The sequence below is a fragment of the Ruegeria sp. BC5 genome (assembly GCF_056539205.1).
On the sequence record NZ_JBQFUN010000001.1, the window covers coordinates 252,474 to 273,493 of the forward strand.

The following is a 21,020-nucleotide window of genomic DNA, read 5'->3' on the forward strand; positions in this document are numbered from 1 at the left end:
GAAACTGGTAAAATCCGAGATCGGTCCGGTGTGTATGGTACACTGGATTGACATGCGATTGAGCGAAGGAGCGGGCTCATGAGGATTTACCCTACTATGGAACTGCAGAACGGCCGGTGCGTGACGCTGGACAAGGGCCGTCTGGACAATGCCATGATCTGGCACGTGGACCCGGTTGAAACAGCGCGCAGTTGGTCGGCCGCCGGGGCCGAATGGATGCAGCTGACGGATTTCGACGCGATCGAAGGCCGTGACACCAATGCCGAGCTGGTCGAGGAAATCATCCGCTCGGCGGAAATGCCGGTGCAATTGGCCGGTGGGATGCGCGCCCGCGAACATGTCGAACATTGGATCGACAAAGGGGCCGGGCGGGTCGTCATAGGTACATTGGCTGCGCGCGACCCGATCTTGGTAAAGGAACTGGCCAAGTTTTACCCGGATCAGATCGTTCTGGCGGTTGATGTCTGGCAGGGCTTTGTCATGACCGAAGGTTGGCGCAGTCAAAGCGCCTTTACCCCCGAAGCCTTTATCGAAGCGTTCGCGGACACCCCGTTCGCGGGTATTGTGGTGACGGATATCGACAGCGACATGGAAGATGTCGAAGCGCAGTTGGGGCTGATCTCGGGTCTTGCGGAAAAGTCCCGTACCCCCGTTATCGCCAGCGGTGTGGTGCGCACGGCGGACGATATCTCGCGCTTGGCCTATATCCACAACATCTCGGGCGCGATTGTCGGGCGGGCGCTGTTCCGCAAATCGCTGAGCCTGGAAGATGCGCTGGAAGTTGCCAAAACCGCGCATGAGCCCGTGGCGCAGTTCCAGTAAAAGACAAGTCACCCGGAAATCGCCTTTTGCCCCGCGCGGGCAGAAGGCGGTTTTTCATTTCTGAACCCTTCCAACGGTGACAGGCGGATTTTCTTTCGGTTTTGGCAGGATGATGCCGGAAGGGATTGCGCCGTGGCTCTTGCCCCCGGCCCCCACGCCGGGGTATGAGCGGTTCTCAAATAGGAAGCAGGCAAGAGGCATTTCATGCGCAGAGTCGTTGTAACCGGTCTGGGATTAGTCACTCCGTTGGCCAGTGGGGTCGAGGAAAGCTGGTCACGGCTGCTGGACGGAGAATCCGGCGCGGGCCCGATCACGCAGTTCGATGCTGAGGCGAGCGGGGTCACCACGACCTATGCCTGCGAAGTGCCCCGTGGCGATGGTACGAACGGGACGTTCAATCCCGACGATTGGATGCCACCGAAAGAGCAGCGCAAGATCGAGGACTTTATCCTGTATTCCATCGCTGCGGCTGATATGGCCTGCCAGGATGCGAATTGGCTGCCTGAGAATGAAGAAGATCGCCTGCGCACTGGGGTTCTGATCGGTTCGGGTATCGGTGGGCTGGGTTCTATCGCGAACACGGCCAATCTGATCCGTGACAAGGGTCCGCGCCGCGTGTCGCCCTTCTTTATCCCTGGCGCGCTGATTAACTTGGCCTCGGGCCAGGTCTCGATCCGTCATGGGTTCAAAGGGCCGAACCATTCGGTTGTTACCGCCTGTTCGACCGGCGCACATGCCATTGGCGATGCCAGCCGTATCATCCGTGCCGGTGACGCGGATGTCATGGTTGCAGGTGGCGGCGAGGGTTGCATCTGTGAGATTGGCATTGCGGGCTTTAACGCGTGCAAGGCGCTGTCGACCAAGTATGCCGACGACCCTAAGAAAGCCAGCCGTCCTTATGACGTCGACCGCGACGGGTTCGTAATGGGTGAAGGCGCAGGCATTGTCGTGCTGGAAGAATACGAACATGCCAAGGCGCGCGGTGCGAAGATTTACGCTGAGGTTCTGGGCTATGGCATGTCCGGTGACGCCTATCACATCACCGCACCGTCCGAGGACGGCGATGGGGCAGAGCGTTCCATGAAAGCCGCCCTGCGCAGTGCCGGGCTAGAGCCAAAGGATCTGGATTATATCAACGCGCATGGGACTTCGACCATGGCGGATACGATCGAGCTGGGCGCGGTGGAGCGTCTGTTGGGCGATCATGCGGGCAACGCAACCATGTCTTCGACCAAATCGGCCACGGGTCACTTGCTGGGTGCGGCTGGCGCGATCGAGGCGATCTTCTCGATCCTGGCGATCCGCGATCAGGTGGCTCCGCCGACGATCAACCTGGACAACCCGGCGGTTGAGACACCGATTGACCTGGCGCCGAATGCCAAACGCGAGCGTGAGATCAACGTGGCCTTGTCGAATTCGTTCGGGTTTGGCGGCACCAATGCCAGCGTGATCTTCGGAAAGGCCAGCTAAATGTGGCGGGCTTTGGCATCAAACGCGCTGACCATCCTGGTGGTCGGCCTGTTTTTGATCGGCGGTCTGATCCTTTGGGGGCAATCGCAGTACAAGGCCGAAGGCCCGCTGGACACCGCAATGTGCCTACAGGTGAAAAGCGGCTCGAACATGACACGCGTCAGCCAGCAGCTTGCAGATGAGGGTGCCATCAGCAGCGCCATGATCTTCCGGATGGGTGCGGATTACACTGACAAGGCGCAGCAGCTGAAAGCGGGCAGTTTTCTGGTTCGCGAAGGCGCATCGATGGCGCAGATCATCGACGATATCACCAGCAGCGGTGCCAGCACCTGTGGATCCGAGATTGAATATCGCGTTGGTGTCACACGGGTACAGACCCGCGTGCGAGAGCTGAACCCGGCCACCTTGGAGTTTGTCGAAATTGCGAGTTTCGAGGCTGGTGAAGAGGAAGCCCCTGCTGAATACGTTGAAAAACGTCAGGACTCCGATACGCGGTATCGTGTTTCGGTGGCTGAGGGCGTGACCTCTTGGCAGGTGGTCGAGGCGCTTAAGGGCATTGACGCCCTGACCGGTGAGGTGTCCGAAATTCCGGCCGAGGGCATGTTGGCGCCCGACAGCTATGAGCTGGCCCCAGGAGATGACCGGGCTGCTGTGTTACAGGACATGCAGGCGAAGCAACAGTTGCGGATCAACGCGGTTTGGGAAAGCCGGCAGAACGATTTGCCGATTAGCAGCCCAGAGGAGATGTTGATCCTTGCCTCGATTATCGAGAAAGAGACCGGCGTTCCACATGAGCGCGGCCAAGTGGCCAGTGTGTTCGTGAACAGACTTGAAAAAGGCATGAAGCTGCAGACAGACCCGACAGTGATCTATGGTGTCACCAAGGGACAAGGTGTGCTAGGCCGTGGCCTGCGCCGCAGCGAGTTGCGCCGTGCAACCCCTTGGAATACTTATGTGATTGACGGTTTGCCGCCCACACCAATCGCCAATCCCGGCCTCGCGAGCCTTGAGGCCGCGGTGGCGCCGGAGGATACAGACTATGTGTTCTTCGTTGCGGATGGTACTGGCGGGCACGCGTTTGCGGAAACTCTGGATGAGCACAACCGCAACGTCGCCAAATGGCGAGAAATAGAAGCTGAGAGAAACAGCTCGAGCAACTAAGAAAAGGGCCGCGTCAAAAAACGCGGCCCTTTCTTTTTCTTATGCAGCGGGACGTCTGCGGGGGCGGCGACGTTTTGACGACGCAGGTTTTGACATCGAGTTCGCTCCGTGCGGTTTGCGCCCCCGGAACCCACCACGATTGCGCGGTTTTTTGGGCTCGGCGTATTCAGGCATGGTACCGCTGGCGACCGGAATTTCGATCTTCATCAGCTTTTGGATCTGCAATAGCTGGTCCAGCTCATCCGGTGCGCAGAAGGCAATGGCTTCGCCTTCACGACCGGCGCGGGCTGTGCGGCCAATGCGATGGACATAATTGTCTGGCACCTCGGGCAGGTCATAGTTGATCACATAGGCAACGCCGGGAATGTCGATGCCACGCGCGGCCACGTCGGTGGCAACCAGCACGTTGATCTCACCGGCGCGGAACGCCTTGATTGCGCGATCGCGCTGTCCTTGGCTTTTATTTCCGTGGATCGATGCCGCGTTGAAGCCATCGGCCACGAGACCTTTCATCAGCTTTTCAGCACCGTGTTTGGTGCGGGAGAAGACCAACGTCAGGGCGTCCATGTCAGCGGACAGAATTTCGCGCAGTTTTTGCGGCTTTTCGCCCCGGCTGAGGAAATGCACAGACTGCGTAATCTTGTCGGCTGCCTTGCCCGGGGGGGAAACCTGCACCCTCTGCGGGTTGGTCAGGTAGGATTGGCTAAGCTCCTCCATCTGTTTCGGCATTGTGGCCGAGAACAACATGGTTTGACGCGGTGTGCCCAGTGCAGGTGCGATTTTACGCAGGGCGTGGATAAAGCCCATGTCCAACATCTGGTCAGCTTCATCCAACACCAGATGACGCACTGAACTGAGGTCAACGGCACCGCGCTCCATCAGATCGATCAGGCGCCCCGGAGTGGCAACCAGAATATCGGTACCTCGCGACAGGAACGAGATCTGTTTGCCAATGGATTGTCCGCCAACCACAGTGGCCACGCGCAGTTTCGTCTTTTGCGTCAGATTGCGCAGGCTTTCCGCGATCTGGTTCACCAGTTCGCGGGTGGGGGCGAGGATCAAAGCCTTCACCGTTTTCGGCGCAGGTTTGCCCGGTTGCGCCAGCAGATGATCAATCAGAGGCAAGCCAAAGGCCAAGGTCTTGCCGGTGCCAGTCTGGGCCAGCCCAAGAATATCATGCCCGTTCAGCGCCAGCGGAATGGCCTGGTTTTGTATCGGCGTAGGTTGGGTAAAATTGGCGCGTTTCAGCGCATCGTTCAGGGCGGGCGCGAGGCCCAGCATGTCAAAGTCGAACAAATAACTATCCTTTGCAGCCCTCGGTATTAACCCAAAGGCAAGTCGTCACGGGCCGCATCTGCGACCGGCAGGGGTTGTACGAGACCTCGGGAAATGCAGGCGGCTCCTGCACCATCCGGTCGTCGCATCAAGAACCCTGCGTGATGGGGAACTATGGGTGGATCGGGCGCTGTGGGGCTGTTGATGGCCCGAATGCTCACGCGGCAGCGCTGTTTCATGGGCACATGCGGGTTGAGAGGTCGAATGTCAAGCTATTGGGCAGGGTTTTCTATGTCCTGTACGACGGTGTTGCTTGATTACTGACCCAACCCGACGGCCTGATGGATGGCAAAACCGGTTTTGACCGCGCGATAGGTCGGGAAGGGCATCCGCCCCGAGGTCTCGATATCGCGCTGGATCCAGTCGTGATTCTCTAACTGATGCAATGAGGCGGATAAGGCACGATCGGTGATGGTGATCAGATCCGACCTGATCGCTGAAAAGCGATGCGGGGTGCCGGTTAGGGCCAGGATGGGAACGGTCCACGACTTTCGAAGAAGCTTGTGCGTGGCGTCATCCGGGGCAACCTGAATGATCGCGCTGGCGATACGCGCGGCTTGGGTGCCTGCGGGGGTGAGGCGAAACTCGGGGCGTAGGGGATGGCCATGGCCGGGGTTACGCTCGAGCAGTTCGAGTTGGACGAGGTGATCGAGACTGGCCGCGAAGGCCGTTCGACTGGCGCTGGTTGCGGCGAGTAAAGGGGCTTGTCGCCCAGAAACACCGGAATGCATCAGCGCCAGAATGTTCAGTGACCATGCGCGGGAGGTGAGCTTGACAAGTAGAGCCATGTCCATAAAGTATAGTAACTATATTTAAATACAAAGGAAAGTTCAATGCCGCATGTTTCGTTAAAAAACACGATCACGTTTGCGATTTCAGTCAGGGATCGTCACGCCAGTGCGGATTGGTATCGTGACATGCTTGGGTTCGAACTTGCCCATCACATCGATGAAGCCGGGTGGAGCGAAATGCGCACCAATGTGGACGGAGTGACATTGGGTCTGGGAGAACAAGCCGAGCCGTCACCGGGTAATTGCGTTCCGGTCTATGAAGTTGGTGATATTGCCACGGCGCGTGGTGCGCTGGAAGCTGCCGGGGTGGCGTTTGATGGCCCGACGGAAACGATCGAGGGGATGGTCAGCACGGCCACATTCTATGATCCGGATCGCAATGCGATGATGCTGGCGCAAGATTTGACGGGCGGTTAATCTTAATACAGCGTACGATTGTTGTTGCGTTCGATGTTGCGTAACACATTGACTTTGCGTGCTTAATCACGTAGAAGTTATGTCATGCTAGAAGAGGTGGGCCACGGCCCCGGGGCGACCCGGTGGCCGTTTTTCATTTCTCTCGTGCGGAGAAAACTCACGCATGAGGTCACAGGCAAACATGACTTTGATTACCCCGGAAGAGCGGATTTCTCAGACGGCTGACTTGTTGCAGTCCCTTGAAAGATCCATTCGCGATCTGCGCCAAGCAGCGGAAGAACTGCGCCAGCAGATTGGTGCCGGGGAGGATGCAGACCTTGCCGGAGCAGGCAAGCAACTGGGGCAGCTAGAGGGGCTGATCCGAAGTTGTCAGAAAGTGGAGACAAGCTTTGTCGAACAACATCACAGACAAGCCGGAATTGCCCAAGGAGGGTATGCGATCGACCTTGAGCGCGCTCGATTTGAAATCGGGTGCAGGTTGGCTCGCCTCCGCAGATGCTGCGGTTCGGGAGAGATTTCTGAGTGAGATCGGGGAGGGGGGGCTGTGTGCCCTCCCTTTCCTGTTTGAGTTTTGGGCGCTGCCGCATCAGTTGCCGCCCGAGGGTGATTGGCGATGCTGGGTGATCATGGGTGGACGTGGCGCGGGCAAGACACGGGCTGGATCCGAATGGGTGCGGTCGATGGTCGAGGGGGCGAAACCGCTGGATCGGGGTGAGGCCCGCCGTGTGGCTTTGGTTGGAGAGACCTTCGATCAGGTGCGCGATGTCATGATTTTTGGTGACAGCGGGATATTGCGATGTTCGCCCCCGGACAGGCGACCCAGTTGGAAGGCATCTGAACGCAAGTTGATCTGGCCCAATGGGGCTGAGGCACAGGCATTTTCGGCAAATGATCCCGAAGGGTTGCGGGGACCCCAGTTCGATGCAGCTTGGGTGGATGAGCTGGCCAAATGGAAAAAGGCCGGGGAAACCTGGGATATGCTGCAATTTGCGCTGAGATTGGGTGAGCGGCCGCGGGTCTGTGTGACGACCACGCCGCGGAATGTGAAGGTTTTGAAAGAGTTGCTGGCGTCGCCTTCAACGGTGCAGACGCACGCGCCGACCGAGGCGAACCGGGCAAATCTGGCCGCATCGTTTCTGGACGAAGTGCGCGCGCGCTATGCAGGCACGCGGCTGGGACGGCAGGAGTTGGACGGGGTGTTACTGTCGGATGCTGAGGGTGCTTTGTGGACGGGCTCGATGCTGGAGGCGGCGCGGTGTGCGCAGGTGCCCGAATTGGATCGCATCGTGGTGGCGCTGGACCCGGCTGTGACGTCTGGTTCAGATGCGGATGCCTGCGGGATCGTGGTGGTCGGTGCGCAGGTGCAGGGGCCGCCCGAGGAGTGGCGCGCCTATGTACTGGCCGACCGGACGGTGCAGGGCGTTGGCCCGGCGGGCTGGGCGCAGGCGGCGATTGACGCGATGGACGAATTCGGGGCGGAACGGTTGGTGGCCGAGGTCAATCAGGGCGGGCAACTGGTGGAAGAGGTGGTGCGGCAGGTGGACCCTCTGGTCCCGTTTCGGGCAGTGCGGGCGTCACGCGGCAAGGTGGTACGGGCTGAGCCTGTGGCGGCGCTCTACGAGCAGGGACGGGTGTCTCATGTGGTGGGGCTGGACGCGCTGGAGGAGCAGATGTGCCAGATGACCGCACGGGGGTTCGAAGGGCAGGGCTCGCCCGACCGGGTCGACGCGCTGGTCTGGGCGCTGCATGAGCTGGTGGTGGGGCCTGCGGGGGCCTATCGGCGGCCTAGGGTGCGGAGTCTGTGACGCATGGTATCATCCGTCACCGGGCTTGGATTTTTGGTGGGAAGGTCGGTTGGAATGTTGACCTAGCAGACCGATAGAGTTAGCGATGAAACCCATATGCGGAGAGTATTCATCATTGAGGAATTGTACCGAAGTGACTAAAAATAATAGTGTTTTTTTGTTTGTTGGGCTTGTGCTGCAAGCGGCATGCGTAGAAACCACACCTGACGAAAGTTATGTACCTTCGAAGCAATCTCTGACCACTTTTGGACCCTATGAGGTTCGACAGCACTCAGACCAACCGCTGACCACGCGGGTGAGAAATGCGTTTGACCAAGCTGTGAGCCAAGGAGACGGAGCGTTTGGAGCGTTTTACATTCGACCGGATGGCGGCTCTTGGGCAGTAGTGACAGGTCGGTATTCAGAGCATGACGCAAAACGAATGGCGAAGATCGACTGTGAGATCGTGTCTCGACAGGATTGTATCCTCTACGCTACGTTTGTTCCTCAAGATAAACCTACAGCATCCACAATACCCAATGCGCACAAAAGTGAATTGGCCAAGGCAAAACGAGACACAGTGTCGGGTAATTACCTAGCGGTTGCAAACAACCCAGCAGGCTACACAGGATTTGGCGTCAATTATACCTCCCAAGTAGAGGCGGAAAACAGTGCAATGAAAGCTTGCGCTGAAGCGACCCAAACAGGTCTGGCAAACGAAATAGCTCGATTCAGATCAGCCTACGAGTCGGCTGGATTGCTGAGATGTAAAATTTTTGGTGTTTATCGTTAACAAGCTTTGATAACTTGTCATTCTTATCGGCTTTGTCCACGAATTGACGGTCTGAAGTCGTGACCGATCTGGATCGTGGCGCCAGGTCGAGAATGCCGTTGCCCACCCCCCGTACGCCCCATTCCCAAGCCTTAAACTTCTTTCCGTCATAACTCCTTTCAACAAGCCGGGCAGAGCGGCGGCAGAAAGGAGAACAGATGGTATTCGATTTCTTGCGTCGTGGGTCGGCTGGGAGCGCGCCGGAGGCGAAGGCGAGCGCGGCGGGGCCTGTGGTGGCGTGGCAGACGGGCGGGCGTGTGGCGTGGAGCCCGCGGGACGCGGTATCGCTGACGCGGACGGGGTTTTCGGGGAACCCGGTGGGGTTTCGCTCGGTTAAGCTGATTGCCGAGGCGGCGGCGGCATTACCACTGGTGTTGCAGGACCGTGAACAGCGCTATGAGACGCATCCGATGTTGACCCTCATGCGTCGTCCGAACGCAGCGCAGGGGCGGGCCGAGTTGATGGAGACCGTGTTCGGTCAGCTACTGCTTTCGGGCAATGCTTACATCGAGGCGGTGCAGGCGGAAGATGGGCTGCCGGTTGAGCTGCACGTTCTGCGCTCGGACCGAATGAGCGTGGTGCCGGGCGCGGATGGCTGGCCCAAGGCGTATGACTACAGCGTCGGTGGCAAGACGCATCGTTTTTCGGCTGAAGTCATCTGTCACATAAAGTCCTTTCACCCGCAGGATGACCACTATGGATTTTCGCCGATGCAGGCGGCGGCTATGGCGATTGATGTGCATAACAGCGCGTCTCGGTGGTCGAAATCGCTGTTGGATAATGCGGCGCGGCCTTCGGGGGCGCTGGTGTGGAAAGGCGATGGCCATGGGGTGATGGCCGAAGATCAATTCCGGCGTCTGTCAGACGAGATTGAGCAGAACTATCGCGGGGCGCGCAATGCTGGTCGTCCAATGGTTCTGGAAGGGGGGCTGGATTGGAAGCCGATGGGCTTTTCCCCTTCGGACATGGAGTTTCAAAAGACCAAGGAAGCCGCCGCCCGCGAGATCGCGCTGGCCTTTGGGGTCCCGCCAATGTTGCTGGGAATTCAGGGCGACGCGACCTATTCGAACTATCAGGAGGCCAACCGGGCGTTTTATCGCCTGACCGTTCTGCCCCTGGTGACGCGGGTGGCGGCGGCAGTGTCAGAGTGGCTCTCGGGCTTTTCTGGCGAGGATTTGATGCTGAAACCCGATCTGGATCAGGTGCCCGCGTTGGCTACCGAACGTGATGCGCAGTGGACCCGCGTCAGTCGTGCCGATTTCCTGACAGATGCCGAGAAGCGGTCTTTGCTAGGGTTGCCGGCACTGGCGGAGGATGCGGATGGCTGAAGGGTATCCGCCATTCGATTGCGCGCCGGGCTTGCGTCTGGCTGCGCATGAACGGGTGGCCGAGATTCAGCATGCGCACCTGTGCAAACGGTTGGATCAGATCGAAGAAATGATGGAGCGGTTAGAGCGCCGGTTGTGGCTGACGGTCTACGGTGTGGCCGCAGTGATCCTGGCACAGGCGTTTCAGTCGTTTTTGTCGGTAACACCATGAGTTCAGAGGCTTACGAGGAGTTGTTCATGGATTTGGAGCATAAGTTTGCGCGGTTCGGCTATGGGCTGTCTGTGTCCGAGGATGCAGTGATCGAAGGCTATGCCAGCCTGTTCGGTCAGGTCGATCAGGGCCGTGATGTGGTGCAAAAAGGCGCCTATCGTGCATCACTGGATGGGCTGGTGAAGGCTGGTCAGCGAGTTAAGATGCTGTGGCAGCACGACCCGGCGCAACCAATCGGCGTTTGGGACGAAGTGCGCGAAGACGATAAGGGCCTGTGGGTCAAGGGGCGTCTGCTGGAAAGCACACAAAAGGGTCGTGAGGCGGCGGAGTTGATCCGGGCGGGTGCGATGGATGGTCTGTCGATTGGCTATCGCACTAAGCGCGCCGTGAAGAATGACAAGGGCCAGCGGGTCCTGACGGAACTGGAGCTTTGGGAGGTGTCGCTTGTGACTTTCCCGATGCTGCCCAGTGCGCGGGTGGCGGCAAAGGGGGCGACCCTGGATGCCGAAGAAACCCTGCGCAGTATTGCCGAGGTGTTCAACGACGCCCGGCAGGAGCTGGCGCGACCCTAGCGCGCCTCAAACCCACCCAAGAATGGAAGTGCTGATGAGCAAGACCGAGACCCCGGCCTTGACCGGAGAGGGTGCGCCCCTGGTTCAGGAGGTGAAGCAGGCGATGGCTGGCTTCGTGAATGAATTCAAGGGCCTGAAGGCTGAAGTGAAAACCAAACTGCAACAGACAGAAGAGCGACTGACTATGCTGGATCGTAAATCAACCATCGCGGCACGCCCGCATCTTGCTGCCTCGATCACCGAAGGCGCACCGCACCAAAAGGCTTTTGACGCTTATGTGCGTTCGGGTGACGATGACGGCCTGCGTGGGCTGGATATGGAGGCCAAGTCGCTGACCAGTGCGGTCAACAGCGATGGCGGTTACCTGGTTGATCCGCAAACCGCTGAGATCATCAAATCGGTGCTGAAATCCACCGCCTCGATCCGTTCGATTGCGTCGGTGGTGAATGTCGAAGCGAACTCGTTCGATGTGCTGATCGACCACACCGATGTGGGTGCGGGATGGGCGGATGAGGGCTCGACCGCGACCGAGACTGCGACTCCATCGATTGACCGCATCTCAATCGCGCTGCACGAGCTGAGCGCGCTGCCCAAGGCCTCGCAGCGCCTGTTGGATGACAGCGCGTTTGACGTCGAAGGTTGGCTGGCCGGTCGTATCGCTGACAAGTTTGCCCGCGCCGAGGCGTCGGCGTTTATCAGAGGCGATGGTGTCGACAAGCCGAAGGGCATTCTGGACCACACAAAGGTCGATAATGACGTCTGGGCCTGGGGCAATATCGGCTATGTTCCCACCGGCATCGACGGTGGTGTCGAGGCGGATGCGATTGTCGATGTGGTCTATGCGCTGGGTGCCCAGTACCGCGTGAACGGCACCTTCGTGATGAACTCGAAGACCGCGGGTCTGATCCGCAAGCTGAAGGACAGCGATGGCCGCTTCCTGTGGTCCGACGGCCTGGCAGCGGGCGAGCCTGCGCGTCTGATGGGCTATCCGGTGCTGATCGCCGAGGACATGCCCGATGCGGCGTCCGACAGCTTCTCGATTGCCTTTGGTGACTTCCAGGCCGGTTACACCATTGCCGAACGTCCCGACCTGCGCGTCCTGCGCGACCCGTTCAGCGCCAAGCCGCATGTCCTGTTCTACGCAACCAAGCGCGTTGGCGGCGACGTGAGCGACTTTGCCGCGATCAAGCTGGTGAAATTCGGCACCGCCTAAGTGGTGGCGAATCCGGGGGGCGGGCAACTGGCCCTCCGGGCGGCGGGTACGGGCCGGGGTGAGATCCCTTGCGTTGTCTAGCTGCTCCCCTCCGTCCGAGCAACGTGGGGCGGCGCGTGCCCGTCAAATTCCTGAAGTGACGACCCCCGGAGGGGGCCGAGATTGCGGAGTGAATGGATGATGTTGATCGAAGAAACCGCCATCGCGGATGCGGCGCTGCCGGTGGATCAGTTCAAGGCGCATCTGCGGCTGGGCACGGGCTTTGCCGAGGACAATGTGCAGGACGAGGTGTTGAAGGGCTTTTTGCGGGCGGCGATCGCTGCGATCGAGGCGCGCACCGGCAAGGTGCTGATTGAACGCGAATTTTATTGGAGCCTGAGCGAATGGCGCGATGCTGCAGGCGAGGTGTTGCCGGTAACCCCGGTGGTGACTGTGGGCGCGGTGACAATCCGCGATGCGGCGGGTTTGGAAAGCACAATCGCGCCCGATGCCTATCGGCTGGAACAGGACAGCCAGCGCCCTAGGCTGCGCCCAAAGGGCGCAATGTTGCCGAACATTGCGACAGGCGGCTCGGTGAAAATCACCTTTGCTGCAGGGATGTCGGCAGATTGGGGTGGGCTACCTGCTGATCTGGGTCAGGCAGTTTTGTTGCTGGCCGCGCATTACTACGAATACCGCGACGAGACTGCTTTGGGTGCCGGTTGTATGCCCTTTGGCGTAACCAGCCTGATCCAACGCTATCGCGTCGTGCGCTTTGGCGCAGGGGTGACGCAATGAAGGCGCCGCGATTGAACCGAAAGCTGGTTCTCGAAGCGCCAGTCCGAACTGCCGACGGCGCAGGTGGGTACATCGAAACATGGGCCTCGTTGGGCACGGTTTGGGCTGAAGTCACTGCACGCAGCGGGTCCGAGCGTCAGGTGGCCGGGGTGCCAGTTTCGCGCGTGAGTTACCGCATCGTTGTGCGGGGTGCGCCCGAGGGGTCATTGATGCGCCCGTCGCCGGACCAGCGTTTTGCCGAAGGCATACGGCGTTTTGTTATTCGCGCGGTCGCCGAGCGTGATCCGCGTGGCCAGTACTTGACCTGTTTCGCGGACGAAGAGGTGGCGGCATGAGCTATGGCGTTTCAGCGGCTTTGCAAGCGGCGGTGTATCAGCAGCTTTCAGGCGATACGCAGGTCATCACGCTGTCGGGCGGAGCGATCTATGACGCGGTGCCGGCAGGGGCGGTGCCCCAGACTTATGTGACGCTGGGCCCGGAAGAGGTGCGGGATGCCTCGGACCGATCGGGCGCTGGTGCCCTGCATCGGTTCACGGTGTCGGTGATGTCCGAGGCCGCCGGGTTTGGCGCAGCCAAGGCCCTTGCGGGGGCGGTGTGCGATGCGCTTGAGGGTGCAGCACTGACCCTGGATCGCGGGCGACTGGTGGGGCTGTGGTTCGAACGCGCCTCGGCCCGCCGCACGGGAACCGGCGGTGCCATCCGCCAGATCGACCTGAGATTCCGCGCCCGCGTGGAAGACGACTAAGCAATCAACGGAGAGAACATATGGCTGCCCAGAACGGAAAAGACCTGTTGGTCAAAGTGGATATGAACGGCTCGGGCCTGTTCGAGACCATCGCGGGGCTGCGGGCCACGCGGGTCAGTTTCAACGCGGAAAGTGTGGATGTCACCAGCCTGGAAAGTCAGGGCGGTTGGCGCGAGCTGTTGTCGGGGGCCGGGGTGAAGTCCGCTGCGATCTCGGGTTCGGGCGTATTCAAGGATGCAGGCACCGACGAACGCGCACGACAGCTGTTTTTTGACGGTGAGACACCGAACTTTCAGGTGATCATTCCCGATTTCGGCATCGTTGAAGGCGCGTTTCAAGTCACCGGCATCGAATATGCGGGGTCGCACAATGGCGAGGCGACTTATGAGATGAGCCTGGCCAGCGCCGGCGCTTTGGCCTTCACGGCACTGTAATCCTATGGCCAATCCGTGGACGGGCGAGGTGGCATTGACCATCGATGGAGAACGGCGGGTGCTCAAGCTGACGCTGGGTGCTTTGGCGGAATTGGAACAACAGCTGGGCACCGGGTCTTTGGTGGAACTGGTGCAGCGCTTCGAAGGTGGGGCCTATTCCAGCGGTGATGTGCTGGCATTGATCGTGGCCGGGCTGCGAGGCGGGGGCGCCGAAGTCGCCCGATCGGATCTGCTGCGGGCTGAGATCGATGGCGGGCCGATGGCTGGCGCCAAGGCTGCGGCTGAACTGCTGGCACGGGCCTTCATGGTACCGGGTGACGCATGAGCGGGTTCGACTGGCCCGCCCTTATGCGGGCCGGTTTCGTCGGCCTGCGCCTGACGCCGGATCAGTTCTGGCGTCTGACACCGGCTGAATTGCGACTGATGTTGGGGCAAGGGGCCGGGATGCCAGCGATGAACCGGGCGGGGTTGGACGCTTTGCTGGCGGCCTATCCGGACAAGCAACAAGGAGAGCGTGATGACGGATCGTGACGGGTTGGATGACCTGCAGGAACGGGGTGAGGCGCTGGGCGACTCTTTGGGGGATGCGGCGTCGATGGCTGCGGCATTCGACAATCAGATGAAGCGGATCAGCGCAGCCTTTGAAGAAACCGGCAAGGACGTCGCCACGTTGGAGCGCGGTATGTCCGGCGGTTTGCGCAAGGCATTTGACGGCGTGGTGCTGGACGGCATGAACCTGTCAGATGCGCTGGATGTGCTGAAGAACTCGATGATCCGCACGGCCTATTCGGCGGCGATCAAGCCTGTGACCGATCACTTTGGCGGTATGCTGGCCAATACGGTTGGTGGTCTGGTGCAGGGAATTTTGCCCTTTGCCAATGGCGGCAGCTTTTCGCAGGGCCGGGTGATGCCCTTTGCCAATGGCGGTGTGGTCAGCGGCCCAACGACATTTCCGATGCGGGGCGGCACCGGACTGATGGGCGAGGCCGGCCCCGAGGCGATCATGCCTCTGGCGCGCGGGCCAGATGGCAAGTTGGGCGTGCGGACATCCGGCGGAGGGCGCGCAGTGAACGTGGTGATGAATATCACAACGCCGGACGTGCAGGGGTTCAGACGCAGTCAGGGTCAGATCGCCGCTCAGATGAGCCGCGCCTTGGGTCGCGGCAATCGCAACAGGTAACACGAGGGAGCAGCTCATGAATTTCCACGAGGTAAGATTTCCCGCCAGCCTGAGCTTTGGTTCGGTCGGCGGCCCCGAGCGGCGCACAGATATCGTGACGCTGGCCAACGGGTTCGAAGAACGCAACACGCCCTGGGCGCATTCCCGTCGCCGCTATGACGCCGGGCTGGGGATGCGATCATTGGACGATATCGAGACGCTGGTTTCGTTTTTCGAAGCCCGTCAGGGGCAGATGTTCGGTTTTCGTTGGAAAGACTGGTCGGATTACAAGTCCGGGGCTGCGACAGCAGACGTGGCAATGGATGATCAGGTCATTGCTCGTGGTGACGGTACAAGCACCAAGTTTCAGCTGGTCAAAACCTACAGCTCGGGCGGGTTCAGCTATATCCGCCCAATCGTCAAACCGGTTTTGGGTACCGTGCGGATCGGTTTGGAACAGGATCAAATGCGCGAAGGCGTAGATTTTGAAGTGGATCTAAACAGCGGTCTGATCACGTTTACAGCGCCGCCGCCTGAAGAGGTGGAAGTCACCGCCGGGTTTGAGTTTGACGTCCCGGTTCGTTTTGACACCGACAAGATTCAGACCAGTGTCGCTAGTTTTCAAGCGGGCGACGTACCCAACGTTCCAGTGGTCGAGGTACGTGTTTGATGAGCGGCGATAAGCAGGGGCTGCACACCCATCTGCAAACAGGGTTGACCACAACCTGCCGATGCTGGGCGATCCGGCGTGAGGACGGGCAGGAATACGGTTTCACCGATCATGACATGGTACTGAGCTTTGACGGGATGACCTTCAAGGCCAGCACGGGCCTGACGGCTACGGCTATCGAACAAGCCACCGGACTGTCCGTCGACAACTCTGAGGCCATGGGGGCCTTGTCCGATGCCGCGGTCACAGAAGAAGACATCGAAGCCGGTCGGTTCGACAATGCTCAGGTCCGGGCGTGGCTGGTCAACTGGGCCAGGCCTGAACAGCGTTTTCTGCAATTCAAAGGCTCGATCGGTGAGATGCGCCGCGCAGGTGGTGCATTTCACGCCGAATTGCGTGGTTTGACCGACCTGCTCAACCGACCGATGGGCAGGGTTTACCAGAAACCTTGTACGGCAGTTCTGGGGGACGGTGATTGCAAGTTCAATCTCGGCGCGCCAGAGTATCAGGCCGAGGCTGAAGTGGTCGCTTTAATTGCCGGCACTGTCCTGCAATTGAAAGGGGCAGAAGCACCGAATGAAGCCTGGTTCAGGCGGGGCAGATTGGATGTTTTGTCCGGGCGGGCAACCGGGTTGTGGGCCGCAATCAAACAGGACGACCGGATCGTGGGTGGGCGCAATGTTACGCTTTGGTCCGGGATCAGCGGCGGCCTGGCCGTCGGGGACCGGGTAAAGCTGACAGCAGGGTGCAACAAAAGTATGCACACCTGCCGGAAAAAATTTAATAACATCATCAACTTTCAGGGGTTTCCTGACCTGCCCGGTGAAGACTGGGTAATGGCGGTGCCCAAGCAAGGCAATCCCAACACTGGGGGAAGCAGACGATGAGCGGCCATAGGCAGGATATTGTCGACGAGGCGCGCGGTTGGTTGGGAACGCCTTACGTGCATCAGGCTTCGGTCAAAGGGGTGGGTACGGATTGTCTGGGCCTTTTGCGTGGTGTGTGGCGCGCGCTGCTGGGGCACGAACCCGAAACGGTGCCGAGCTATAGCATGGACTGGTCTGAGCCGCAGGGCGAAGAGCGCATGTGGGCAGCGGCCCGCCGTCACCTGATTGAAAAGAACCCCAGTTCTGCGAAGGCGGGCGATGTTTTGTTGTTCCGTATGCGCGATGGGCGTGTTGCCAAGCATGTTGGTATCGTCAGCGAAACCGCACCCGCGCTGCGGTTTATTCACGCCTATTCCGGCTATGGCGTCGTCGAAAGCACGCTGAGTGATCCCTGGCGCCGCCGGGTGGTCGCCTGTTTTGAATTCCCGCTGGAGGATGTGTGATGGCTACAATAATTCTGTCTGCAGCAGGAGCCGCGGTCGGCGGAGCGATTGGCGGCACCGTTGCGGGGCTGTCGACCGCGGTGATCGGCCGTGCCATTGGGGCAACGCTGGGCCGGGTCATCGACCAGCAGTTAATGAGCCAGTCGGTCATGGGCGGCGGCAGCGAAGTGGTCGAGACCGGGCGCTTGGACCGTTTCCGCCTGACCGAATCCGGAGAGGGTTCTCCGGTCGCTACGGTTTTCGGGCGTATGCGGGTGGGTGGTCAGGTTATCTGGGCGTCGGATTTTCTAGAAACCAAAAGCACAAGCACAACCTCGCAGGGTGGCGGAGGTGGCAAGGGATCTCCGAAATCGCCCGAGGTCACAACAACCACGCACAGCTACAGCTATTCGATTTCTCTGGCCATTGCGGTAGGGGCGGGGCAAATTTCGGACGTCCCGCGCATTTGGGCTGATGGAGAGGAGCTGGAGCTCTCAACCCTGAACATGCGTATCTATCGGGGGAACGACCATCAATTGCCGGACCCTCTGATCGAAGCCATTGAGGGCGCGGGCAACGTTCCGGCCTATCGTGGCACGGCTTATGTTGTGATTGAAGGTTTGCAACTGGCGCCGTTTGGAAACAGGGTGCCGCAATTTTCATTCGAAGTCGTACGTCAGGAACAGCCGGGATTGCCGGATACGCCGGATGCCCTGTTCAAGACCATCCGGGGCGTTGCCCTGATGCCGGGCACCGGTGAATATGCGCTGGCCAGCGAACAGATCAATTACACAAAAGGGCGTGGGCAAAGCTGGGCGGCGAATGTCAACTCTGCCTCGGGGAGGCCGGACCTGGTGACCTCGACCCGGGCGCTGCAACGTGAGTTGCCTTCCTGCGAGGCGGCCTCTTTGATCGTGTCGTGGTTTGGCGATGACTTGCGGTGCGGGCAATGTCAAATTCAGCCCAAGGTTTTGCGCAAAGACATCGAAGGCAAGAACATGCCCTGGCGCGTGGCAGGTGTGACCCGACAGACCGCCCAAGCTGTCCGGTGCGAAAATGACCGCCCCGTCTATGGCGCAACCCCTGCGGATCAATCCGTAGTTCAGGCAATCCGGCATATGAAAAGTATTAGCAAACGGGTTATGTTTTATCCGTTTATCCTGATGGATCAATTGCAAGGCAACGGTTTGCCAGACCCGTGGTCGGATGCCGCCAACCAGCCGCATTTGCCTTGGCGGGGGCGCATCACGCTTAGCACCGCGCCCGGTAGAAAAGGATCACCGGATAAAACGGCAACGGCCGACGCGCAGGTGGCCGCGTTCTTTGGACACGCACGCGCCAGTGACTTTGCCGTTGGCGATGGCGAAGTGACCTATAGCGGCCCTCAGGAATGGGGTTTGCGCCGCTTCATTCTGCATTATGCGGCATTGTGTAAAGCTGCTGGAGGGGTGGAGTCTTTTTGCATCGGTTCCGAAATGCGCGGGCTGACCCAAATCCGAGGTCTGACCGGCTTTCCAGCCGTTTCCCAAATGCAAGCCTTGGCCGCCGAAGTGCGCGAAATCTTGGGACCAGGCACAAAAATCGGGTACGCATCGGATTGGAGCGAGTATTTCGGCTATCAGCCGAATGATGGAACCGGGGACCGTTATTTTCACCTTGATCCACTGTGGGCAGATGAAAACATCGATTTCGTCGGCATCGACAATTACATGCCCCTGTCGGATTGGCGGGATGGTGAGGATCACGTGGATCTGAAAGCCGGCACAGACGCGATCTATGACCTCGACTACCTTCGAGGCAATATCGAAGGCGGAGAAGGCTATGACTGGTATTATGCCTCGTCGGAAGAGGCCGAAGCCCAGATAAGAACGCCGATCACGGATGAGGAGCATGATGAGGCATGGGTCTGGCGTTACAAAGACCTTCGCAATTGGTGGTCGAACCGGCATCACGAACGCATTGGCGGTGTACGTCAATCGAACCCGACCGATTGGGTGCCTGGCTCAAAACCTATCTGGTTTACGGAACTGGGTTGCGCGGCCATCGACAAAGGAACCAATCAGCCGAACAAGTTTCTTGACCCGAAATCCTCGGAATCCAGCTTGCCGAAATACTCTTCCGGTCGGCGCGATGATTTCATGCAGGTGCAGTACTTGAAAGCGATGTATGGCTACTGGTCTGATCCGGCAATCAACCCGCTTTCGGATCAATATGATGGTCACATGGTTGATATGGCGAACGCCTATGTTTGGGCATGGGATGCGCGTCCGTTTCCAACGTTTCCGAACCTGCGAAGCCAGTGGAGCGACGGGGCGAACTATCCCCGAGGTCATTGGTTGAATGGACGGTCAGGCACGCGGACTCTGGCCTCCGTGGTCACTGAAATCTGCTACGGTGCCGGAGTAAAGGATATCGACGTATCGCGTCTGGAGGGCGTCGTACGGGGCTATCTGGTTCAAGATGTCTCCAGCGCGCGCGCGGCATTGCAGCCCTTGATGCTGCGTTATGGGTTTGATGCGATTGAACGGGATGGTGTGCTGCTGTTTCAGATGCGCGACGGTCTGAAAGTGGTCGGATTGGATACAGACGATCTGGCAGACAGCTCTGATATCGAAGGCCGCGTGGAATATCGCAGAGAAGCCGAGGCCGAAATGACAGGCCGCGTTCGGTTGCGCTTTGTACAATCGGACGCCGATCATGATGTAGTGTCTGAAGAGGCCATCTTGCCGGACACTCGAACGCATTCGGTGGCCGTGAACGAGATGCCTCTATCGCTGACACGCGCCGAAGGCCGCCAAACCGCTGAACGCTGGCTAAGCGAGGCGCGGGTCTCACGCGAGACAGCGCGCTTTGCACTGCCGCCGTCGATGTTGCATCTGGGGGCGGGCGACGTCGTGAGCTTGACCAAAGACGGGCAGAGTGCGCGCTATCGCATCGACCGGCTAGAGCAGGCCGATCTGCAACTGGCCGAGGCAGTGCGCATCGAACCCGGCGTCTATGCGCCATCTGATCTGCCTGACGATCAAGTGTCGATCAAACCCTTTGTGGCACCGGTTCCTGTTTTGCCTGTGTTCATGGATTTGCCGCTGCTGACCGGCTCAGAGGCACCGCATGCCCCATACCTTGCTACTTCGGCCAACCCATGGCCCGGCAGTGTTGCCGTCTATTCGGCGGCCAGCGACGAAGACTATGCTCTGCAAGAGGTGATCTCGGGGCAAGCGATAATTGGATTAACCGAAACCCCGCTGAGACGGGCAAGCGCCGGTGTCTGGGATGAAGGAACGCCGCTGCGCGTCAATCTGGTTGATGGCCTGCTGGAATCGCGTCCTCGGGATGCGTTGCTGAACGGGGCCAATCTGGCCGCGATCGGGGATGGAACACCCGGCAATTGGGAGCTGTTCCAATTCGCCGACGCCACGCTGCAAGAAACGGGCATCTATACATTGTCCGGTCGCTTGCGCGGTCAGCTTGGGACGGATGCGATCATTCCCGATGTCTGGCCCGATGGGTCGATGTTCGTCCTGTTGGATCAGCGTATTTACCAAACCGGCTTGTTGCGGTCCGAGCGGCGTGTGAGCAAGCACTACCGCATTGGTCCGGCAACGCGCGGGTATGATGACCCGTCCTATGTACATCTTGTCGAGGCGTTCGATGGCAACGGGTTGCGCCCATACACACCGGTGCATCTGAAGGCGATGGGAACAGCCGCAGGTGATCAACTCTCGTGGATACGTCGAACCCGGCTGGATGGGGACGATTGGGCGGGGATCGAGGTTCCGCTGGCCGAGGAAAGCGAATCCTACCTTCTGCAAATACGAACCAACGGGACCCTGGTACGGGAACAGATCGTGAGCGTTCCAAACTGGACCTACACGTCAGCAATGAAAGCAGACGATGGGATCAACGGGCCTTATGAAGTCCACATTGCACAGGTTTCAGCCAGCTACGGGCCGGGACTATTCGCCCAAGTGACAGTCGGGTGATCCACTG

Annotated in this window: 23 protein-coding genes; 21 read left to right on the top strand and 2 right to left on the bottom strand. The window is 59.5% G+C overall.

Annotated elements, in window-relative coordinates; translation table 11 throughout:
• The first annotated feature begins 78 nt into the window (after window positions 1–78).
• The 3 genes from ACR0LY_RS01320 to mltG all read left to right on the top strand — a co-directional run bounded on the left by ACR0LY_RS01320 (window position 79) and on the right by mltG (window position 3,453).
• A complete protein-coding gene (locus ACR0LY_RS01320; RefSeq protein WP_170349071.1) occupies window positions 79–822 on the top strand; it encodes a 1-(5-phosphoribosyl)-5-[(5-phosphoribosylamino)methylideneamino]imidazole-4-carboxamide isomerase in 744 nt (247 codons plus the stop codon).
• A 204-nt stretch (window positions 823–1,026) separates the two neighbouring features.
• Window positions 1,027–2,292, top strand: a complete 1,266-nt coding sequence (gene fabF / locus ACR0LY_RS01325; protein WP_170349070.1) for a beta-ketoacyl-ACP synthase II — start codon at window positions 1,027–1,029, stop codon at window positions 2,290–2,292.
• Entirely contained in the window at window positions 2,293–3,453 is a 1,161-nt protein-coding gene (gene mltG / locus ACR0LY_RS01330; RefSeq protein WP_170349069.1) for an endolytic transglycosylase MltG, read from the top strand.
• Window positions 3,454–3,492: 39 nt separating this feature from the next.
• On the opposite strand, the gene ACR0LY_RS01335 is transcribed toward mltG, so the two are convergent.
• Both ACR0LY_RS01335 and ACR0LY_RS01340 read right to left on the bottom strand, forming a co-directional pair.
• Window positions 3,493–4,749 (bottom strand): DEAD/DEAH box helicase, encoded by a 1,257-nt coding sequence (locus tag ACR0LY_RS01335; protein ID WP_170349068.1) that lies wholly within the window; start codon window positions 4,747–4,749, stop codon window positions 3,493–3,495.
• Window positions 4,750–5,045: 296 nt separating this feature from the next.
• Window positions 5,046–5,576, bottom strand: coding sequence for a winged helix-turn-helix transcriptional regulator (locus ACR0LY_RS01340; protein ID WP_368040133.1), 531 nt, complete (start codon window positions 5,574–5,576; stop codon window positions 5,046–5,048).
• A 45-nt stretch (window positions 5,577–5,621) separates the two neighbouring features.
• Between ACR0LY_RS01340 and ACR0LY_RS01345 the strand changes: the two genes are divergently transcribed.
• From ACR0LY_RS01345 to ACR0LY_RS01430, 18 genes are all read left to right on the top strand, one after another.
• On the top strand, window positions 5,622–5,996 hold the full coding sequence (locus ACR0LY_RS01345; RefSeq protein ID WP_170349066.1) for a VOC family protein: 375 nt from the start codon (window positions 5,622–5,624) through the stop codon (window positions 5,994–5,996).
• Window positions 5,997–6,430: 434 nt separating this feature from the next.
• A complete protein-coding gene (locus ACR0LY_RS01350; protein ID WP_170349065.1) occupies window positions 6,431–7,801 on the top strand; it encodes a DNA-packaging protein in 1,371 nt (456 codons plus the stop codon).
• Window positions 7,802–8,222: 421 nt separating this feature from the next.
• Window positions 8,223–8,573 (top strand): hypothetical protein, encoded by a 351-nt coding sequence (locus ACR0LY_RS01355; RefSeq protein ID WP_480640458.1) that lies wholly within the window; start codon window positions 8,223–8,225, stop codon window positions 8,571–8,573.
• A gap of 197 nt (window positions 8,574–8,770) precedes the next feature.
• Window positions 8,771–9,940: a phage portal protein gene (locus ACR0LY_RS01360; protein WP_170349063.1), complete on the top strand. Its 1,170-nt coding sequence runs from the start codon at window positions 8,771–8,773 to the stop codon at window positions 9,938–9,940.
• Window positions 9,933–10,151, top strand: coding sequence for a GTA head formation protein, RCAP_rcc01685 family (locus tag ACR0LY_RS01365; RefSeq protein ID WP_058280601.1), 219 nt, complete (start codon window positions 9,933–9,935; stop codon window positions 10,149–10,151). Before ACR0LY_RS01360 ends, ACR0LY_RS01365 begins: the two co-directional genes overlap by 8 nt.
• A gap of 26 nt (window positions 10,152–10,177) precedes the next feature.
• Window positions 10,178–10,723 carry an HK97 family phage prohead protease gene (locus ACR0LY_RS01370; RefSeq protein ID WP_170349062.1) on the top strand — a complete coding sequence of 182 codons (546 nt, stop codon included), beginning with the start codon at window positions 10,178–10,180 and terminating at the stop codon, window positions 10,721–10,723.
• A gap of 34 nt (window positions 10,724–10,757) precedes the next feature.
• On the top strand, window positions 10,758–11,936 hold the full coding sequence (locus ACR0LY_RS01375) for a phage major capsid protein (RefSeq protein WP_170349061.1): 1,179 nt from the start codon (window positions 10,758–10,760) through the stop codon (window positions 11,934–11,936).
• Window positions 11,937–12,113: 177 nt separating this feature from the next.
• Entirely contained in the window at window positions 12,114–12,713 is a 600-nt protein-coding gene (locus ACR0LY_RS01380) for a head-tail connector protein (protein ID WP_170349060.1), read from the top strand.
• Complete coding sequence (locus ACR0LY_RS01385; protein WP_170349059.1) at window positions 12,710–13,048, top strand: phage head closure protein; 339 nt, start codon at window positions 12,710–12,712, stop codon at window positions 13,046–13,048. Before ACR0LY_RS01380 ends, ACR0LY_RS01385 begins: the two co-directional genes overlap by 4 nt.
• Window positions 13,045–13,458: a DUF3168 domain-containing protein gene (locus ACR0LY_RS01390; RefSeq protein ID WP_170349058.1), complete on the top strand. Its 414-nt coding sequence runs from the start codon at window positions 13,045–13,047 to the stop codon at window positions 13,456–13,458. The genes ACR0LY_RS01385 and ACR0LY_RS01390 overlap by 4 nt, the downstream gene beginning before the upstream one ends.
• 20 nt (window positions 13,459–13,478) lie before the next feature.
• Entirely contained in the window at window positions 13,479–13,892 is a 414-nt protein-coding gene (locus ACR0LY_RS01395) for a phage major tail protein, TP901-1 family (protein WP_058280596.1), read from the top strand.
• A gap of 4 nt (window positions 13,893–13,896) precedes the next feature.
• Complete coding sequence (locus ACR0LY_RS01400; RefSeq protein WP_170349057.1) at window positions 13,897–14,217, top strand: gene transfer agent family protein; 321 nt, start codon at window positions 13,897–13,899, stop codon at window positions 14,215–14,217.
• Window positions 14,214–14,423 (top strand): rcc01693 family protein, encoded by a 210-nt coding sequence (locus ACR0LY_RS01405; protein WP_170349056.1) that lies wholly within the window; start codon window positions 14,214–14,216, stop codon window positions 14,421–14,423. Before ACR0LY_RS01400 ends, ACR0LY_RS01405 begins: the two co-directional genes overlap by 4 nt.
• On the top strand, window positions 14,410–15,072 hold the full coding sequence (locus ACR0LY_RS01410; protein WP_170349055.1) for a phage tail tape measure protein: 663 nt from the start codon (window positions 14,410–14,412) through the stop codon (window positions 15,070–15,072). The genes ACR0LY_RS01405 and ACR0LY_RS01410 overlap by 14 nt, the downstream gene beginning before the upstream one ends.
• Window positions 15,073–15,088: 16 nt before the next feature.
• On the top strand, window positions 15,089–15,721 hold the full coding sequence (locus tag ACR0LY_RS01415) for a DUF2460 domain-containing protein (protein WP_170349054.1): 633 nt from the start codon (window positions 15,089–15,091) through the stop codon (window positions 15,719–15,721).
• The gene (locus ACR0LY_RS01420; RefSeq protein ID WP_170349053.1) at window positions 15,721–16,608 is read left to right on the top strand and encodes a DUF2163 domain-containing protein; all 888 of its coding nucleotides are present in this window, start codon (window positions 15,721–15,723) and stop codon (window positions 16,606–16,608) included. The genes ACR0LY_RS01415 and ACR0LY_RS01420 overlap by 1 nt, the downstream gene beginning before the upstream one ends.
• Window positions 16,605–17,051, top strand: coding sequence for an NlpC/P60 family protein (locus tag ACR0LY_RS01425; protein ID WP_170349052.1), 447 nt, complete (start codon window positions 16,605–16,607; stop codon window positions 17,049–17,051). The genes ACR0LY_RS01420 and ACR0LY_RS01425 overlap by 4 nt, the downstream gene beginning before the upstream one ends.
• A complete protein-coding gene (locus ACR0LY_RS01430; protein WP_170349051.1) occupies window positions 17,051–21,013 on the top strand; it encodes a baseplate multidomain protein megatron in 3,963 nt (1,320 codons plus the stop codon). The genes ACR0LY_RS01425 and ACR0LY_RS01430 overlap by 1 nt, the downstream gene beginning before the upstream one ends.
• Window positions 21,014–21,020 lie beyond the last annotated feature (7 nt).

Excerpts from the sequence above, each read along its gene's own strand:
- ACR0LY_RS01320 (WP_170349071.1), top strand. The coding sequence starts at position 79 with ATGAGGATTTACCCTACTATGGAACTGCAGAACGGCCGGTGCGTGACG.
- fabF (WP_170349070.1), top strand. The coding sequence starts at position 1,027 with ATGCGCAGAGTCGTTGTAACCGGTCTGGGATTAGTCACTCCGTTGGCC.
- mltG (WP_170349069.1), top strand. The coding sequence starts at position 2,293 with ATGTGGCGGGCTTTGGCATCAAACGCGCTGACCATCCTGGTGGTCGGC.
- ACR0LY_RS01340 (WP_368040133.1), bottom strand. The coding sequence starts at position 5,576 with ATGGCTCTACTTGTCAAGCTCACCTCCCGCGCATGGTCACTGAACATT.
- ACR0LY_RS01345 (WP_170349066.1), top strand. The coding sequence starts at position 5,622 with ATGCCGCATGTTTCGTTAAAAAACACGATCACGTTTGCGATTTCAGTC.
- ACR0LY_RS01350 (WP_170349065.1), top strand. The coding sequence starts at position 6,431 with ATGCGATCGACCTTGAGCGCGCTCGATTTGAAATCGGGTGCAGGTTGG.
- ACR0LY_RS01355 (WP_480640458.1), top strand. The coding sequence starts at position 8,223 with ATGGCGAAGATCGACTGTGAGATCGTGTCTCGACAGGATTGTATCCTC.
- ACR0LY_RS01360 (WP_170349063.1), top strand. The coding sequence starts at position 8,771 with ATGGTATTCGATTTCTTGCGTCGTGGGTCGGCTGGGAGCGCGCCGGAG.
- ACR0LY_RS01365 (WP_058280601.1), top strand. The coding sequence starts at position 9,933 with ATGGCTGAAGGGTATCCGCCATTCGATTGCGCGCCGGGCTTGCGTCTG.
- ACR0LY_RS01370 (WP_170349062.1), top strand. The coding sequence starts at position 10,178 with ATGGATTTGGAGCATAAGTTTGCGCGGTTCGGCTATGGGCTGTCTGTG.
- ACR0LY_RS01375 (WP_170349061.1), top strand. The coding sequence starts at position 10,758 with ATGAGCAAGACCGAGACCCCGGCCTTGACCGGAGAGGGTGCGCCCCTG.
- ACR0LY_RS01380 (WP_170349060.1), top strand. The coding sequence starts at position 12,114 with ATGATGTTGATCGAAGAAACCGCCATCGCGGATGCGGCGCTGCCGGTG.
- ACR0LY_RS01385 (WP_170349059.1), top strand. The coding sequence starts at position 12,710 with ATGAAGGCGCCGCGATTGAACCGAAAGCTGGTTCTCGAAGCGCCAGTC.
- ACR0LY_RS01390 (WP_170349058.1), top strand. The coding sequence starts at position 13,045 with ATGAGCTATGGCGTTTCAGCGGCTTTGCAAGCGGCGGTGTATCAGCAG.
- ACR0LY_RS01395 (WP_058280596.1), top strand. The coding sequence starts at position 13,479 with ATGGCTGCCCAGAACGGAAAAGACCTGTTGGTCAAAGTGGATATGAAC.
- ACR0LY_RS01400 (WP_170349057.1), top strand. The coding sequence starts at position 13,897 with ATGGCCAATCCGTGGACGGGCGAGGTGGCATTGACCATCGATGGAGAA.
- ACR0LY_RS01405 (WP_170349056.1), top strand. The coding sequence starts at position 14,214 with ATGAGCGGGTTCGACTGGCCCGCCCTTATGCGGGCCGGTTTCGTCGGC.
- ACR0LY_RS01410 (WP_170349055.1), top strand. The coding sequence starts at position 14,410 with ATGACGGATCGTGACGGGTTGGATGACCTGCAGGAACGGGGTGAGGCG.
- ACR0LY_RS01415 (WP_170349054.1), top strand. The coding sequence starts at position 15,089 with ATGAATTTCCACGAGGTAAGATTTCCCGCCAGCCTGAGCTTTGGTTCG.
- ACR0LY_RS01420 (WP_170349053.1), top strand. The coding sequence starts at position 15,721 with ATGAGCGGCGATAAGCAGGGGCTGCACACCCATCTGCAAACAGGGTTG.
- ACR0LY_RS01425 (WP_170349052.1), top strand. The coding sequence starts at position 16,605 with ATGAGCGGCCATAGGCAGGATATTGTCGACGAGGCGCGCGGTTGGTTG.
- ACR0LY_RS01430 (WP_170349051.1), top strand. The coding sequence starts at position 17,051 with ATGGCTACAATAATTCTGTCTGCAGCAGGAGCCGCGGTCGGCGGAGCG.